The following is a 14,717-nucleotide window of genomic DNA, read 5'->3' as shown; positions in this document are numbered from 1 at the left end:
ACCGGCGGGCCTTTTTTCCTTATTATGATGCCGTTACTTGATACGAATGCGGTACGGCTCTCTTAGAGGATTCGGCCATTCGTGCAGGGTTGTGGTCAGCACGCCTCCGTAGTCTTTTTTGGGAATCGTAAAAGATTCCAAGGATGCGTTGGATTCGGGATCTTCTCCTAAAGTCCTGCTTGAAGTATGGTTTGACACTTCGACAGTGTTTCCGTGCGCATCTTTCCAGCCGTCCCATGCCGTGTAGTTCATGTTGTCCCAGGAGGAATCGAGCCCGCTTAATTTGAGATACACGGCGTAGCTGTCGCCCATGTCGGTTAGCTTCAGAAGCTGAAGCCGGTTGTCCGGAGATACGATCTGTTTGTTCGCCACATCCAGCTTTACGGTCAATTGTTCTTTGTCCAGGGCAGTCACCAGGCTGCCTTCCACATACAGTTCCTTCGGTTGGGTGAAGTAGGAGCTTTCGAAGGTGAGTATCTTTTTATCCTCGGTGTCGTTAGATGCGCCCCAATTCGGAAGACGTTCCCCTTTTTCGGTGACCAAATGAATGTCGCGCAGCCCGAAAAGCTGCTTAGTATTGCTTTCCTCGTACGAAACGTCGAGCAAAATGCGGGTCGGATAAAGCTTAGCTTCATTAAATGTAACCGTTTGACCTTGTATGACGACGCTTTTACCGATCGGAATCGTTTCCACCCGGTTCATGAACAGCTCCCGGTCGAGCTTGAAAGGTATTTTCCAAACCGGACCGTCATCGCCCGCCAGCCTGGCTTCGAAAATGAAATCTTCCGGCATCGGTGCACCCTCTACCAGCATCGCATCCAAATAGTCGCTGCCTGAAGATACAGGCTCGGCAGGGACCGGCGAATGCTGAAAACCAATAACAGCCGGCATATGGCTCCCGTCAGCGGGGTTCAGTTTTACCTCAGGGCCGCGTTTCGGAGTAGTAGGAGCATTGCTCCACGAATAAAAAACCACGATTCGCGATTCATCGGCGATGACGCCGTTGAGCGTGACGGTTTCTCCGTTTTGCGTGTGGGATATGTTAATCGGTTGAAAAAATTCGTTGTCGAAGGCTCGCGCCAACCCTTTATCCTGGGTGCCCAGTATCCGGACGAAAACCTCCATGCCCGGTATCTGACGGATCGCAGAGGCAAAGGCGGGAGACACATGGACCATGGCCGCAAATACCGTAACCAGCAAGATAAAAGAAGCCGCAGCGGTTAAGGACGTCCGGTTCCGACGCCGTAAGACCTTGGCTCTCTGAATACCTTGCGCTATGGCAAGGTCCGCCTCGGCGGGTATTTCCCCGTCTGTGGTTCCGCGCAGTTCTTTTTGCAGCCAATCCTTCTCATCCATAGGCTTCGTCCTCCCTTCCCAGAATTGATTTTAACTGGTCGAGCGCCTTGCGCGCCCTGGTTTTGATCGTGCTTTCCGGCATTTGCAGCAAGGAAGCGATCTGAGGGTATGTCCAGTCCTCCATATATTTGAGAATGATGAGTTGTTTTTCGGAAGGCTGCAGGCGGTCCAAAGCCATATATAAATCCAGGTTGTCGGGCTTCGGGCCGGAAACTTCTTTCGCTGCCGTGTAATCCGGATAAACGGGACGGTTTCGGCGCTTCCGTTCATCGGCGCAATAGTTCAATAGAATACGGGTGATCCAGGTGGAAAACAGCGTGTGATCGTTCAGCTTGCGAATATTACGGTAAGCGCGGAAGGCCGTTTCCTGCAGGGCATCCAGCGCGTCCGGCCGGCTGTGAAGGTAGGCGTAGGCGATCCGGTACAGCCTTGCTTTTTCCTCATCCATAAGCCGGGTAAATGCCTGATCGTCCCCGTTTGGTGCCGCCCGGACCAGCATTTCGGTGTCCAGAAAAAGCTCCCTCCTTCCAGGTTCTATTGTATTAGACGGAGCAGAAGAGGGAATCGTCGGAGTTCCGGTGAAAATATTTTGTTCACAATTTGGACACATTTTTTTAATCCGAAATTCAGTTTTGTTTAAGCTTGTTTTATTGTGCCCTGGATATATTGAGTACGGCTTCTACAAAAGAACGTTGTCTATCCATTCCAGAACATGTGACTGGTGAACACCTATTTGAACGTTGAAAAGGAGGGGGCAGGATTGCTGGAAGTGAACGGAGTCAGCAAGCTCTACGAGAACTTCCGGGGAGTCAGGGAGATTAATTTCTCCATGCAGCGCGGGGAAATCGTGGGCTTTTTGGGGCCCAACGGAGCAGGCAAAACGACTACCATGAGGATGATTACGGGGTACTTGAATCCGACGGGCGGGAACATCCTGGTGGACGGCTTGTCCATGGCCGATCATCCTCGCAAGGCTAGGCGCAAGATCGGATATTTGCCTGAAACGCCGCCGCTTTATCCGGAAATGACCGTACGGTCGTACCTGAAATTTGTGGCCGATCTCAGGGATGTACCTGTCCGGGCCCAAAAAGGCAGGGTTAACGAAATTATTGATAAGCTGGGGCTTAACGGACGCGAAAACCAGATCATCCGCAGCTTGTCTAAAGGCTATAAGCAGCGTCTGGGGCTGGCGCAGGCGATCGTTCACAAACCCGATTTGCTTGTGCTGGACGAACCCACTTCGGGGCTGGACCCGAAGCAGATCATTGAAATCCGCAGCCTCATCCGCGAGCTGGGCGAAAATCATACGGTGCTGCTCAGCACGCACATTCTGCCCGAAGTGAACACGCTGTGCAACCGGGTGCTCATTATTAATCAGGGGCAGATTGTGCTCGACGAGAAGCCGGAGATGCTCGGCGCGACGATGGGCGACACCTTCGAAGTGTCGCTGGAAGTGAAGGGCCCGCGCGAGGAAATCATCTCGCTGCTGGGCTCTACCGCCGGCATTGCCGCTGTGCGGGAGCTGGCGGACGGCGCATCCGCCGCGGTGCCGCTTGGCCTCGCCAGTGCCCCGGCGTCTGGGGCTGGCGAAGCAGCTGACGCGGAAGCGGCATCCGGCGGCGCGAGCGAGGCTGCAGAGGCAGTGGCTGTGGCGCCGGCCTCGTCGGATGCAACGGCAGAGCCGGCGAGCTCTTCCGGCTCCGCCGCGCAGACGGACGGCCCCGGACGGCCCCAGTCGGGGGCCGTAGAAGAGCCGGCTGCAGCCGGAGCAGACGCCTCGGCGGCACCGCAGGCGAAGACCGGCGGGCAGCAGACCGTTTCTCCGGGGGGAACTGCCCCGGATACGGTCAAGCTGCTCGTCTCGTCAGCCGATAGCACGGACATCCGCGAGCCGCTTTTCTTCCGTCTGGCGGAAGCCGGTTATCCCATCCTGGAGATGAAGCGGGAGAGCCTCAGCCTAGAGGATATTTTCCTCAAGCTGACGACCGACGAGAGCTTGTCCGGCTCTGCCGAAGACGAGCCGGAGAGCCGTCCGGGACAGTCGTCCAGACTGAACCGTGTAAGCAAATGGCTGCCGCTGAAAGACAAGTCCGGAAGCGCGTCGGCAGGCCAATCGAAGGGAGGCGGCGAAGATGCGTAGAACGTGGGCGATCTGCTCGAAAGAACTGCAGCTGTTTTTCTATTCGCCGACCTCGTATGTCGCATTCGCTTTTTATGTGCTGGTGTCGGGCATCATGTTTTACTTGAATTTTGTCATGGTGCAGCCCAGCCTGATCGATATCCGGTATGTGGTCGGTAATATTACGTTCATTTACCTGTTCATCATCCCGCTGCTCACGATGCGTCTGGTGGCGGATGAATTCCGTCACGGTACGGATGAGCTGCTGCTTACTTCACCTGCCGGAATCGGCGAAATTGTGCTGGGCAAGTACCTGGCCGCGCTTATCGTCCAGTTTCTGCTTACCTTGTGCAGTCTGGTTTACCCGCTGATCATGTCTGCCTTCGGCACGCTGGACCAGCCGGTCCTGTGGCTGTCATACCTTAGCATGTTCCTGCTGGGAGCCGCGATGATGGCGATCGGCCTGTTTGCCTCCACGTTATCCAACAACCAGATGGTGGCCGGGATTGCGGGTTTTGCCTTTCTTCTGTTTTTCTGGCTGATCGACTGGCTGGCCGACGGATTCGGCGGCAAGTTCCGGGAATGGATCATCCAATTCTCGATGAGCGGCCGGATGGCCAATATGCAGAAGGGAATTCTTCAAGGAGCGGACATCCTGTTCTTCGTGACGCTTGCGGCCGTGTTCCTTATTCTCGGCATGCAGACCCTTGAAAGAAAACGGTGGAGGTGACAGCGATGAAGAAATGGCTGCGCGGTACAAATACGGCGGTGATTTCAATCGCCGTCATCGGAATTTTTATTCTGCTGACCTTCTTTCTCCATTCGTTGAAAGATTTTCAGCTCGACTTATCCAAAAACAAAATGTACACACTTTCGGATCAAACGCTGGGAACTCTCAAAGATCTGGGCAAGGACATTCATGTCACGGCTTTTACGAATCCTCAGGAGGATCCGGACGGCGTGCTGACCCGCGAAGTGACGGATATGGTTCAGGAATACAGCAAGCGTACGGGCAAGATTACGTATGATCAGTACGACATGCTGAAAGAGCCCTCCAAAGTCCAGCAGTACGGTGTTCAGCAGAGCAGTCTTGTTTTCGAAAGCGGAAGCCAGAAAAAGGTGATCACCTTCCAGGAGATGTTCACGGCCGGTCAAGACTCCGGATCTTATCAGTTTGCCGGGGAAGAGAAGATGACCCAGGCCGTCAAAAGCCTGACCAGCACCGAAAAGCATACGGCTTATTTCTTATCGGGGCACCAGGAAATGACGCTCCAGGAAATGACCGTTTTGAAATCAAGCCTGGAGGGCGAAAATTACACGGTTAAAGATCTTAATCTATACCGGGAGGGCAAGATTCCGGATGATGCCGACATGCTGTTTCTGATCGGTCCCCAAACCGATTTGAACGACAAAGAGGCCGAACTGGTCAAGCAGTACCTGAGCGGAAAAGGGAAGCTGTACGTCTCCCTGGGCTTCAGCCAGGAAATGGCGTCCAAATGGAAAAACATCGATGCCCTCATGAACACGTACGGCGTCAAGGACCAGCATGCGGTCGCCATCGAAGCGAAGCAGAGCACCCTGTACGATCCGCTTACGATTATTCCCGAGTACGGGGATCACGAGATCACGACAAAGCTGAAAAACTACAATCTCCTGACGATGATGTCGCTGGCCGTTGCCCTGAATGCTCAGGAAGAGGGCGACTTTAAAAGCACGCCGATCTTGAAGACGTCGCCTCAAGCCTATGGTGAAACGGATATCGCCGGGTTGATGAAATCCCAGACGAATCAGGACGACAAAGATGTGAAAGGCCCGCTCAACCTGGGCTATGCCGTAGAGGATAAAGACAGCAAGCCTAAGGCCGTCATACTCGGCGGTTCCACGTTCCTGATGGACCAAGAGATCAACGTGCAGGGCAACCGCGATTTTGCGATGAACAGCATCGGATGGCTTCAGGAGAAAAAAGATCAGGTGACGATCCGGCCCAGACAGAATGAAGCGTATCAAACCGTTGCTTTAACGCCAGGACAGGCCAAAACGATCTTTTTTGTGGCGATCGTCTTTATGCCGCTGATCTTCCTGCTGCTCGGCGGGTTTATCTGGTGGAGGAGGAGAAAAGGGTGAAAAAATTCGCGCCCGCGCTGCTTTTGATTCTCGTGTTTCTGGGCGGTCTCTGGTATGCCTGGAGCCAGGATTTTTTCAAGGAAAAACAAGCGGAGACATCCAAGCCTCTTGTTCATGTAAATGTTGCGGATGTCCAAAGTTTCTCTATCTTGAGCAGAGACCAGCAGACGGAACTGGTCCGCAAGGACGGCGAATGGTCGATGACCAAGCCCTCCGCTGCTCCGCTTAACCCTAACTTGACCGAAGGCTGGATGGATTCTTTTAATTTGCTGACACAGGAAAGGGTCGTCGAAGAGAAGGCGTCCGATCTGGCCAAATACGGGCTCGACAAGCCTTCATCCGTCTATAGAGTAAATCTTGCAGACGGTACTTCTCAGGAAGTGAAGGCCGGTTCGCCGACGCCGGTGGAAGGGTACGTCTATGTGCAGTTGGGAAGCTCTCCTGCCGTCTATCAAGTGGGAGAATCCTCGCTATCCGTCTTGAATAAGTCACCGCTGGATTTCGTGGAAACGAGTCCGGTGAAATTCGATTACGATCAGGTAAAAAGCGTCACGTTCTCCTGGAAGGATCATAAATGGTCCCTGACGAAGAACGAACCGGATAAATCGGCAGCCCAGTCCAAATGGAAGCTGCCGGATCGTGAGATCGAGGGAACGGAGGCGACCCAGGTTCTGGATAAGCTGCTATTCATGAAAACGGAAGAAATGCCGAAACGGACCGCCGATGAGGCGATTAAGCCGGGGGAATGGACGCTGGAAATTGTCCGGACCGTGGATGGCAAAGAGATGAAAGATACGTACAGCGGCCGCTCCGACGGCAAATCCGTTTGGATTGCCAAGCAGGGGGGAGATTGGGCCTATGCTATTCCGCTGGCGGCTATGGAAGAAGCAGCGGCTTCTAATGTGAAAAAGGAATAGCGGTTAAAATGCTTTAATGCCGGCAGGACTTCTATAAGTCCTTGAAAAAGAAAACGCCGTCTGCATTCCCTCCGTTATTAGACGGAAGAAACCTGAAGAATAAAAGCGCACGATGCTTTTATTCTTTTTTTTGCTGTGAGCTGCTTGTGCTAAGAGAGAATGAATCACATAGGATGGGTAAAAATGGGCATGCTAATAAAAACATCCGATCAGGGGGTTGAGGGAATGGCAATCAGTCATGCCGGAGAGCATCGTGTCGTTTACAAAGAAGAACATTTGGAAAGGGTCACTCTTCCCGAGCTTCAGTCGTTAGGGGACCTGATCCGTTTTGAACATACACTGGCCAAACGCTGTGCCGAAGAAGCGGAATCTTCAACGGATGTAGAGCTGCGGGAAGTGCTGGAGCAATTGGCCGTGCTCCGGCTCGGCTGTGCCCGGCAGCTTCTGGCCGCGCTGAGAAGTACGGAACTATGACCCGGCACCTTAAATCTAAGGCTCTAAGCTGTAGAGGATCTTTATGAACAGACCGTATGAACTAAATGGAGGTGGCTGCAGATGAAACAGGAACTTCAAACGGATCAAGCCGGAGAGAAACAATGGGAGGCTGCCGAACGGACGATGGCCGATTTTAAAAGGCTTGCGTCCAGATACGCATCGGCCGCATGGGATGCCCGGCAGCCCGGCATTCGCGCTCTTTACCGCCAGCTTCTCCAGCAGACGCTGGATGATCAGGATAAGCTGTACAGGCTTCTGGCCGATCGCGGGGACAAGAAGAAGGTTCAAAACGCCAGCGGGGAAGACGTGCTGCAGGAGATTGCCAGCCACGACCGGGCGCTCTCCGAGCTGGAAGCCGCTATCCGGAAAGATTTTGCCGGAATAGAAGCGAAAGAAGCTGAAACAGGGGCGTCGCCGGAAGCGGTTTTGTATACAGCCGAGGCGGACAAAACGGCAGCCTTAGAACCTGTTATATACGAAGAGAAAGAACTTGAAATATTCGGAGAACGTCCGGATTACTATTCTTCTCTTTCCTCGTCTTCCGTCTATGATTCTTCATACGGAGACGTCTACCATTCCGAGCCGTCAGTCTCGGATGAGGAAGAACCGGTTTCCGCGGAAGCAGCGGAAACGGGCTCGGGCGCGCTCGCTGCGCCCGAGCAGCCGGCTCTCGCATCGGCGGCAAGCGCCGCCCCCGCGCCGATGGCGCCGTCGCGCTTCGGAGGCGCGCCCGCTTCCGCAGCGCCCGAGCAGCCGGCTCCCGCACGTGCGGCAAGCGCCGCCCCCGCGCCGATGGCGCCGTCGCGCTTTGGAGGCGCGCCCGCTTCCGCAGCGCCTGAACAGCCGGCTCCCGCACCGGCTGCAAGCGCAGCCCAACCGTACGCAGCTCCGCGCTCCCCGTACGGCAGTCCTGCCACAGGCGGAGCGGTGCCGTACGGCACGCCTGCTGCGGCAGCGTCGCCAGTGGCCTACGGGCAGCCCGCGTCCGGCGTGCCGGTTGGGCCGTCCTACGGCGGCTTCCGCAGTCCGGCCCCGGCTTCGGCCCGCTCCCCGTACGGCCAGTCCCGTCCGCAGCCGGGTCAGCCCACGGCAGGCGCTTACTCTGCCGGCCAGCCCCAGCGGTACGGGCAGCCTTACGCCCGCCAGCCGCAGCAGTCCAGCCCGACGCCAATCACGGCGCCGTCTGCACAGCAGCCTTACAACTCCCCGTATAGGGGAGAGGGCGGCGGCAGGCCGCCTGGATATCGTCCGCAGGGTTAACGGCTCTGGCCCCGGTTTTTCGAATCCTGTCGGCAGCCTGGCACAATACAAGGTGCCGTCCTCAAAAAAACGCCTCCTCGAAAGGCGTTTTTTTATTGCCGTAATTCCCGGGGCTTGCGGACTCGGGGAAGTGACGCCGATGGCTGTTTACGGATCCACTTCAGGAAAGCTCGCATCCGTTCATCGCCGCGCAGTGCATCAAGCGTATGCAGACCCCACTCCAGCTGTTCGTTCGTAAACAGGGCGTGAATCTGCTTATGGCGAGGAATGCAAAGCATAGCCGTAGGCAGAAAGGTGCCTCCTTTTTCCTTTGGAGTCAAGTGATGTTCGGTCCGTTTCACCTCGTGGCGCCCGCATAATTCGCAGGCTCCCTGCTTTCTCTTTTTAACCATATTCGCCCCTCCCTTCCGGTGCATTTTCGCCGTTTACAGTATTCCCTTGCCGAAGATGCTGGCATGTTTCCTCATTGCGCCACATATACAAGTTACAGGGATGTCCCTCCCGGCCATTTTATTAACCGAAGGAGTGTCTAAATCATGCGTAAAATAAGCGGTAAACGATCTTTTGTGCTCATGCTTCTCCTCATCTTTGCCAGCAGCGGGGCCTTAACGGCATGCGGCTTCCAGAACAAATCGGAGCAGGTCGGCAGTTCGGCCGTTTCAGGCGCGGCCCCGACTATTGACGCAACCTTAACGCAGGAAGGCACATCCGCCGTTATTTCCTACAAGGTCAGTAATTTGACGATCGCAGGCGACAGCATAGGAGCAGCGCCCAAACAAGGGGAAGGCCATCTCCACATTTACGTGGACGGCGTTCAGAAAGCGATGCTGAAGACAGACGCTCCGGTCCGCCTGGAAAACATCCCTCCGGGCAAGCATACGATCAAACTGTCCCTCCAGCAGAACGATCATGTTCCTTTAAATGTGGAAAAAGTATTCGATGTAACGATTAAAAAGTAATCCGGATCTTTCAAGGCCTACATAACCGGGTATCCCGAGAAGCCGAAACCGGACGAACCTCGCGTTCGGACCGGTTTCTTTTTTTTATTTTCCCGGCTCTAAGCGCGGGCTTCCTTTCACTCCCACCTCTCAAAATGGAAGTTCCTCTTTCGCGAACGTACATTCCTGTTTTATAATAAAAAGAGGTCTGTTTCCTGATTTGACACACCCGGACGCGTAGCATAGACTGAGGGTATTGAAGTGCAGACAGGCGGCTTATTTACGCCTATGCTTGAGCGGAGGGAAGAAACGTTTTGATCGTAGACAGCTCAACCTGGAAACATGTGTTTAAGCTCGACCCCGACCGGGAAATATCCGACGAGGCTCTGGAGCGTATTTGCTTGTCCGGCACCGATGCCATTCTTGTCGGTGGCTCGTCCGGTGTAACGTTTGACAATACCGTGGATCTGCTTGCTCGGATACGCGGATTTGAAGTGCCCTGCATATTGGAAGTGTCCGATGCGGAAGCGATTGTGCCGGGCTTTGACCTGTTTTTTATCCCGATGGTGCTTAATGCCGGAGATCCCCAGTGGATTCTCGGACGGCATCACGAGGCGCTCAAAGAATACGGGGCTATCATGGACTGGAATGAAATTCTAGTCGAAGGCTATGTCATTCTGAACGGGGAATCTACCGCCGCGAAAGTGACGGCAGCCCGTACGGATCTGACCGAGCGTGACGTTGTGGCTTATGCCCGCATGGCGGAGCATCTGCTGAGGCTGCCCATTTTTTATGTGGAATACAGCGGAACTTTCGGCGATATGGAGCTTGTCGGAAGGACGAGACGTGTCCTCGAAGGCACCCGGCTTTTCTACGGCGGCGGCATTGACGGTCCCGAGAAAGCCAAGCTGGCGGCCGAAGCCGCCGATACGATTGTGGTCGGCAACCTTATATATGAAGATTTGGACCGGGCGCTGGAAACAGTGCGGGCGTTGATATAAACAAGCGGGGATCGGTTTCGGCCGGTCAGCCGTGGAAGGAAGGTAATTTCATGATTGATATACAGCAAGCCGTTCAGAAGCTCAACCCTCAGCAGCGTAAAGCCGTGGAAGCGACCGAAGGGCCTCTTCTCATTATGGCGGGAGCGGGGAGCGGCAAGACCCGGGTGCTGACCCACAGAATCGCGTATCTGATCGGAGCGAAACGGGTGGCCCCTTGGAGCATTTTGGCCATCACGTTTACCAACAAAGCCGCACGCGAAATGCGTGAACGGGTCGAACAGCTTGTGGGCCCGTCCGCGAACGACATCTGGGTCTCCACGTTCCACTCCATGTGTGTGCGGATTCTCCGCCGCGATATCGACCGGATCGGGTTTACTTCGAATTTTTCCATCCTGGATTCCGGCGATCAATTATCCGTTATTAAAACTTGCATGAAAGAGCTCAACATCGATACAAAGAAATTCGAGCCCAAAGCCGTTCAGGCCGCACTCAGCACAGCCAAGAACGAACTGATCACCCCTCAGCGTTTTGAGCAGAAGATCGGGGATTATTTTGACGGTCTTGTGGCCAAAGTCTATACCCTGTACCAGAAAAAACTCAAAAGCAACAACTCCCTGGATTTCGACGATCTCATTATGGCGACGATCCAGCTTTTTACCGATGTGCCTGAAGTTCTGGACTTTTATCAAAATAAATTCCGCTTCATTCACGTGGATGAGTATCAGGATACGAACCGCGCCCAGTATATGCTGTGCCAGATGCTGGCGGACAAATCCAAGAATCTCTGTGTCGTAGGTGACTCCGACCAATCGATTTACCGCTGGCGGGGAGCGGACATCACGAATATCCTCAACTTCGAGGAAGATTATCCGAACGCCACGACCATTTTGCTGGAGCAGAATTACCGCTCCACTTCGACCATTCTGCAGGCGGCCAATAAGGTGATCGGCAACAACACGGGCCGCAAAGCCAAGAATCTCTGGACCGACAAAGGCGAAGGCAGCAAAATCCGGGTATACCAGGCGGATTCCGAGCATGACGAGGGGTATTTTATCGCCGGTGAAATCAATAAGAACGTCGGTTCCGCGCAAAAATACGGGGATCACGCGGTCCTGTACCGGACCAATGCCCAATCCCGGGTCATCGAGGAAATTTTAATTAAATCCGATATTCCTTATCAGATCGTGGGAGGCGTCAAGTTCTACGACCGCAAAGAGATCAAGGATATTCTGGCTTACTTAAGACTTATCTCCAATCCGGACGATGATATCAGCCTGACGCGGGTCGTGAATGTTCCGAAGCGGGGAATTGGGGATACTACTCTGGATAAGGTGGCCGATTTCGCGGCCAGACGGGGAATCTCTATGTTCGCTATGCTCGATGAAGTGGAATCGCTTGAAATTTCAGCGAGAACGCGCAACGCGCTTGCGGACTTCCGGGACATGATCCATAACCTTCACCGGATGGTGGACTACTTGTCCGTAACGGAACTTACCGAGAAGGTTCTGGAAATGAGCCAATACCGGATGGAACTGCAGCGTGAGAATACGCTGGAATCCAAGTCCCGGCTGGAGAACATCGACGAGTTCTTATCGGTTACCAGCGAGTTTGAAACCCGCAATGAAGACAAATCCCTTGTCGCGTTCCTGACGGATCTCGCGCTTATTGCGGATATAGATACGATGGACAAAGATGTGGGACCTCAGGACTCGGTCGTCTTGATGACTATGCACAGCGCCAAAGGCCTGGAGTTTCCCGTCGTCTTTATCATAGGCATGGAGGAAGGCGTCTTCCCTCACAGCCGCGCTGCCACGGACAACGAAGAACTGGAAGAAGAGCGGCGTCTGGCTTATGTAGGGATCACGCGTGCCGAAGAAAACCTGTTCCTTTCCTGCGCCCGGATGCGGATGCTTTTCGGCCGGACAAGCACCAACCCGCCGTCCCGGTTCCTCAAAGAGATTCCGCAGGAGCTCATGGAGATCGTTTCGTCCGGCGGAGGGGGCAGCACATTCTCCGGCTGGTCCCGCAGCGGCGGTACGAGCTTCGGCGGACGAACATCCTCCGGCTTCGGCAGCTCGGGCTCCACAAGCTTCGGACAATCGGCCGCGGGCGGATCTTCCTGGGGAAGTCAGACTTCCTCGTTCGGCAAGTCTTCTCCGGGAGCCTCGACTGTGCGCAGTACGCCCCGTACGGCTCCTGCGGCAGCGGGAAGTCAGCCGGGAGACTTCAAGATGGGCGATAAGGTATCCCACGGCAAATGGGGTACAGGCGTTATCGTGGCGGTTAAAGGCAAGGGGGACGATACCGAGCTCCAGATCGCTTTCCCGGCGCCCGTTGGCGTCAAACGGCTTTTGGCCAAGTTTGCACCGATTACGAAGCAATAACCCGAATTCAAGGAATAGATGAGACGAGAGGAAGAAAATAGATGGCCGACATCACTGCGGAGATGAAGACACTCATCGAAGCTATCGAGCAGCACAATTACAACTATTACACGCTGGACCGCCCGGTAGTTACCGATGCCGAATATGATAAGCTGTATGACCGGCTGGTGGAATTGGAGCAGGAGTCGGGAGTGACTCTTCCGAATTCCCCTACAAGGCGTGTCGGCGGCGAGCTGTTGAAAGGGTTCGAACCCCACCGTCATCTCTCCCGGCTGTGGAGTCTGGACAAGACGCGCGACAAAGACGGCCTTAACGCGTGGCTGACGCGAGTACTGAAGCTCGTTGGCGAGCACAACAAACAGAATCCGGACAATCCTCTGCCGCATCCGACCTTCGTCGTTGAGCTCAAATTTGACGGTCTCACCCTCAATTTGACGTATGACAAGGGGACACTTGTCCAAGCTTCGACCCGGGGCAACGGAGCAGTAGGAGAGGGAATCCTGGAGCAGGTGAAAACCATCCGCTCCGTCCCTCTGGAGATTCCGTACAAAGACGGGACCATTGAAGTGCAGGGCGAAGGCCTGATGTTCCTGTCCGTTTTGGATCAGTATAATCAGACGGCGGCCGAACCGTTCAAAAATGCGCGCAATGCGGCCGCAGGGGCTCTTCGGAACCTGAATCCGCAAGTAACGGCGAAACGCAAACTGAGCGCTTTCTTCTATAATGTAGGCTATTCCGATAACCTTCGGTTCACCGACCACCGGGAGATGGTGGAGTTTCTTAAAGAGAATCGGTTTAAAGTTAATCCGGACATCAAATTTTTCGACTCCATCGACGATGTTATGGAGGAACTGGAGCGTATCGGAAGCAATCGCCTAAGCTATGACTTCCTCATCGACGGAGCCGTAGTCAAAGTGGCGGATATGCGTACGAGGGAAGTGCTGGGCTATACCGAGAAATTTCCGCGCTGGGCTATCGCATTCAAGTTCGAGGCTGAAGAGGTTACGACCGTTCTGGAATCCGTATCCTGGGAAGTGGGACGCACAGGCAAAATAACGCCGGTAGCGCGCGTGGAACCGGTCGATCTGGCAGGTGTGACCGTACAAAACTGTACGCTGAACAATATCGGTGACATCGAACGCAAAAACTTGAAGCATGCTCTGGGGAGTCTTGTTTATATTCGCCGCTCGAACGACGTGATCCCGGAAATACTCGGCAAAGCTACGGAAGAGATTGACGGTGAAGAGATCGTTTACCCGGAAAATTGCCCGGCCTGCGGAACTCCGCTTGAACAGCGCGGGGCCCATTTATTCTGTTCGAACCGCTTGGGCTGCAGGCCTCAGATGATCGGCAGAATTACTCATTTCGCTTCCCGCGACGCGATGGATATCGATACGTTCAGCGTCATGACGGCGGAACAGCTCTATCAGGAGGTGGGCGTACGCGATCCTGCGGACCTGTACAGGCTCACTTATGACGATCTGATCAAGCTGGAACGTTTCGGCGAGAAAAAAGCCAACAAGCTGCTTGCCGCGTTCGAGAAAAGCAAGGAGTGCGACCTTTCGTCCTTCCTGTTTGCTTTAGGCATTCCGAATACGGGTAAAACCACGACCAAAGTGCTGGCCGAGCATCTCGGCAGCCTGGGCAGGGTCATGGAGGCGTCGATCGAAGAACTGATCGCGCTGCCGGATGTCGGCGGTATCGTCGCCGACAGCATCTACAGCTTCTTCCGCGATCCGCTCATGCAGGACAGCATCTCCCGCATGCTTACGGCGGGCGTCGCACCTCGCGCGGAAGAAAAGCCGGCCGCCGCGGCGGACGAGAGCCACCCCCTCTTCGGCAAAACCATCGTGCTGACAGGTACACTCAGCGCGATGAGCCGGGACGAAGCGGCGGATAAGCTCGAAGCCCTCGGCGCCAAAGTAACCGGCAGTGTCTCGAAGAAGACGGACATCGTGATCGCCGGGGAGAGTGCCGGCAGCAAGCTTGCCAAGGCCCAGTCTCTTGGCATCCGCATTATAGATGACGAGCAGGAGCTTCTTGCTCTGCTTGGAGAGTAGCTAGACGCCGTTTGGATACAAGAGACAAGGCTCGTTCGTACGGGCCTTGTCTTTACTCTTGTA

13 protein-coding genes are annotated in these 14,717 nt (G+C 54.7%); 10 read left to right on the top strand and 3 right to left on the bottom strand.

Annotated elements, in window-relative coordinates; all coding sequences use genetic code 11:
* Positions 1–33: 33 nt before the first annotated feature.
* Together AC2TF6_RS27515 and AC2TF6_RS27510 are read right to left on the bottom strand one after the other, a co-directional pair.
* Positions 34–1,356 (bottom strand): DUF4179 domain-containing protein, encoded by a 1,323-nt coding sequence (locus tag AC2TF6_RS27515; protein ID WP_491309338.1) that lies wholly within the window; start codon positions 1,354–1,356, stop codon positions 34–36.
* Positions 1,349–1,855, bottom strand: a complete 507-nt coding sequence (locus tag AC2TF6_RS27510; protein ID WP_491309337.1) for a sigma-70 family RNA polymerase sigma factor — start codon at positions 1,853–1,855, stop codon at positions 1,349–1,351. Before AC2TF6_RS27510 ends, AC2TF6_RS27515 begins: the two co-directional genes overlap by 8 nt.
* A 261-nt stretch (positions 1,856–2,116) precedes the next feature.
* On the opposite strand from AC2TF6_RS27510, the gene AC2TF6_RS27505 reads away from it, so the two are divergent.
* From AC2TF6_RS27505 to AC2TF6_RS27480, 6 genes are all read left to right on the top strand, one after another.
* Entirely contained in the window at positions 2,117–3,496 is a 1,380-nt protein-coding gene (locus AC2TF6_RS27505) for an ABC transporter ATP-binding protein (protein WP_491309336.1), read from the top strand.
* Positions 3,489–4,205 (top strand): ABC transporter permease subunit, encoded by a 717-nt coding sequence (locus tag AC2TF6_RS27500; RefSeq protein WP_491309335.1) that lies wholly within the window; start codon positions 3,489–3,491, stop codon positions 4,203–4,205. Before AC2TF6_RS27505 ends, AC2TF6_RS27500 begins: the two co-directional genes overlap by 8 nt.
* 5 nt (positions 4,206–4,210) lie before the next feature.
* The gene (locus AC2TF6_RS27495; protein ID WP_491309334.1) at positions 4,211–5,599 is read left to right on the top strand and encodes a GldG family protein; all 1,389 of its coding nucleotides are present in this window, start codon (positions 4,211–4,213) and stop codon (positions 5,597–5,599) included.
* The gene (locus AC2TF6_RS27490) at positions 5,596–6,516 is read left to right on the top strand and encodes a DUF4340 domain-containing protein (RefSeq protein WP_491309333.1); all 921 of its coding nucleotides are present in this window, start codon (positions 5,596–5,598) and stop codon (positions 6,514–6,516) included. Before AC2TF6_RS27495 ends, AC2TF6_RS27490 begins: the two co-directional genes overlap by 4 nt.
* Positions 6,517–6,741: 225 nt before the next feature.
* Positions 6,742–6,990: a hypothetical protein gene (locus tag AC2TF6_RS27485; protein ID WP_009674191.1), complete on the top strand. Its 249-nt coding sequence runs from the start codon at positions 6,742–6,744 to the stop codon at positions 6,988–6,990.
* Between the two features lie 81 nt (positions 6,991–7,071).
* On the top strand, positions 7,072–8,271 hold the full coding sequence (locus AC2TF6_RS27480) for a spore coat protein (RefSeq protein WP_491309332.1): 1,200 nt from the start codon (positions 7,072–7,074) through the stop codon (positions 8,269–8,271).
* A 92-nt stretch (positions 8,272–8,363) separates the two neighbouring features.
* Here AC2TF6_RS27480 and hlpB read toward each other — a convergent pair whose 3' ends face one another.
* Positions 8,364–8,663 (bottom strand): HNH nuclease-like protein HlpB, encoded by a 300-nt coding sequence (hlpB, locus tag AC2TF6_RS27475; RefSeq protein WP_491309331.1) that lies wholly within the window; start codon positions 8,661–8,663, stop codon positions 8,364–8,366.
* Between the two features lie 144 nt (positions 8,664–8,807).
* Between hlpB and AC2TF6_RS27470 the strand changes: the two genes are divergently transcribed.
* The 4 genes from AC2TF6_RS27470 (at position 8,808) to ligA (ending at position 14,654) form a co-directional block, all read left to right on the top strand.
* Entirely contained in the window at positions 8,808–9,230 is a 423-nt protein-coding gene (locus AC2TF6_RS27470; protein ID WP_491309330.1) for a hypothetical protein, read from the top strand.
* 293 nt (positions 9,231–9,523) lie between these two features.
* Entirely contained in the window at positions 9,524–10,210 is a 687-nt protein-coding gene (gene pcrB / locus AC2TF6_RS27465; RefSeq protein WP_491309329.1) for a heptaprenylglyceryl phosphate synthase, read from the top strand.
* A 50-nt stretch (positions 10,211–10,260) separates the two neighbouring features.
* Positions 10,261–12,594: a DNA helicase PcrA gene (gene pcrA / locus AC2TF6_RS27460; protein ID WP_491309328.1), complete on the top strand. Its 2,334-nt coding sequence runs from the start codon at positions 10,261–10,263 to the stop codon at positions 12,592–12,594.
* Positions 12,595–12,635: 41 nt separating this feature from the next.
* Complete coding sequence (ligA, locus tag AC2TF6_RS27455; protein ID WP_491309327.1) at positions 12,636–14,654, top strand: NAD-dependent DNA ligase LigA; 2,019 nt, start codon at positions 12,636–12,638, stop codon at positions 14,652–14,654.
* Positions 14,655–14,717: the final 63 nt, after the last annotated feature.

The sequence above is a fragment of the Paenibacillus sp. JNUCC 35 genome (assembly GCF_058269095.1).
The sequence above is the reverse complement of the archived record's forward strand: the minus strand, read 5'-3'. Positions and strand labels throughout refer to the sequence as shown.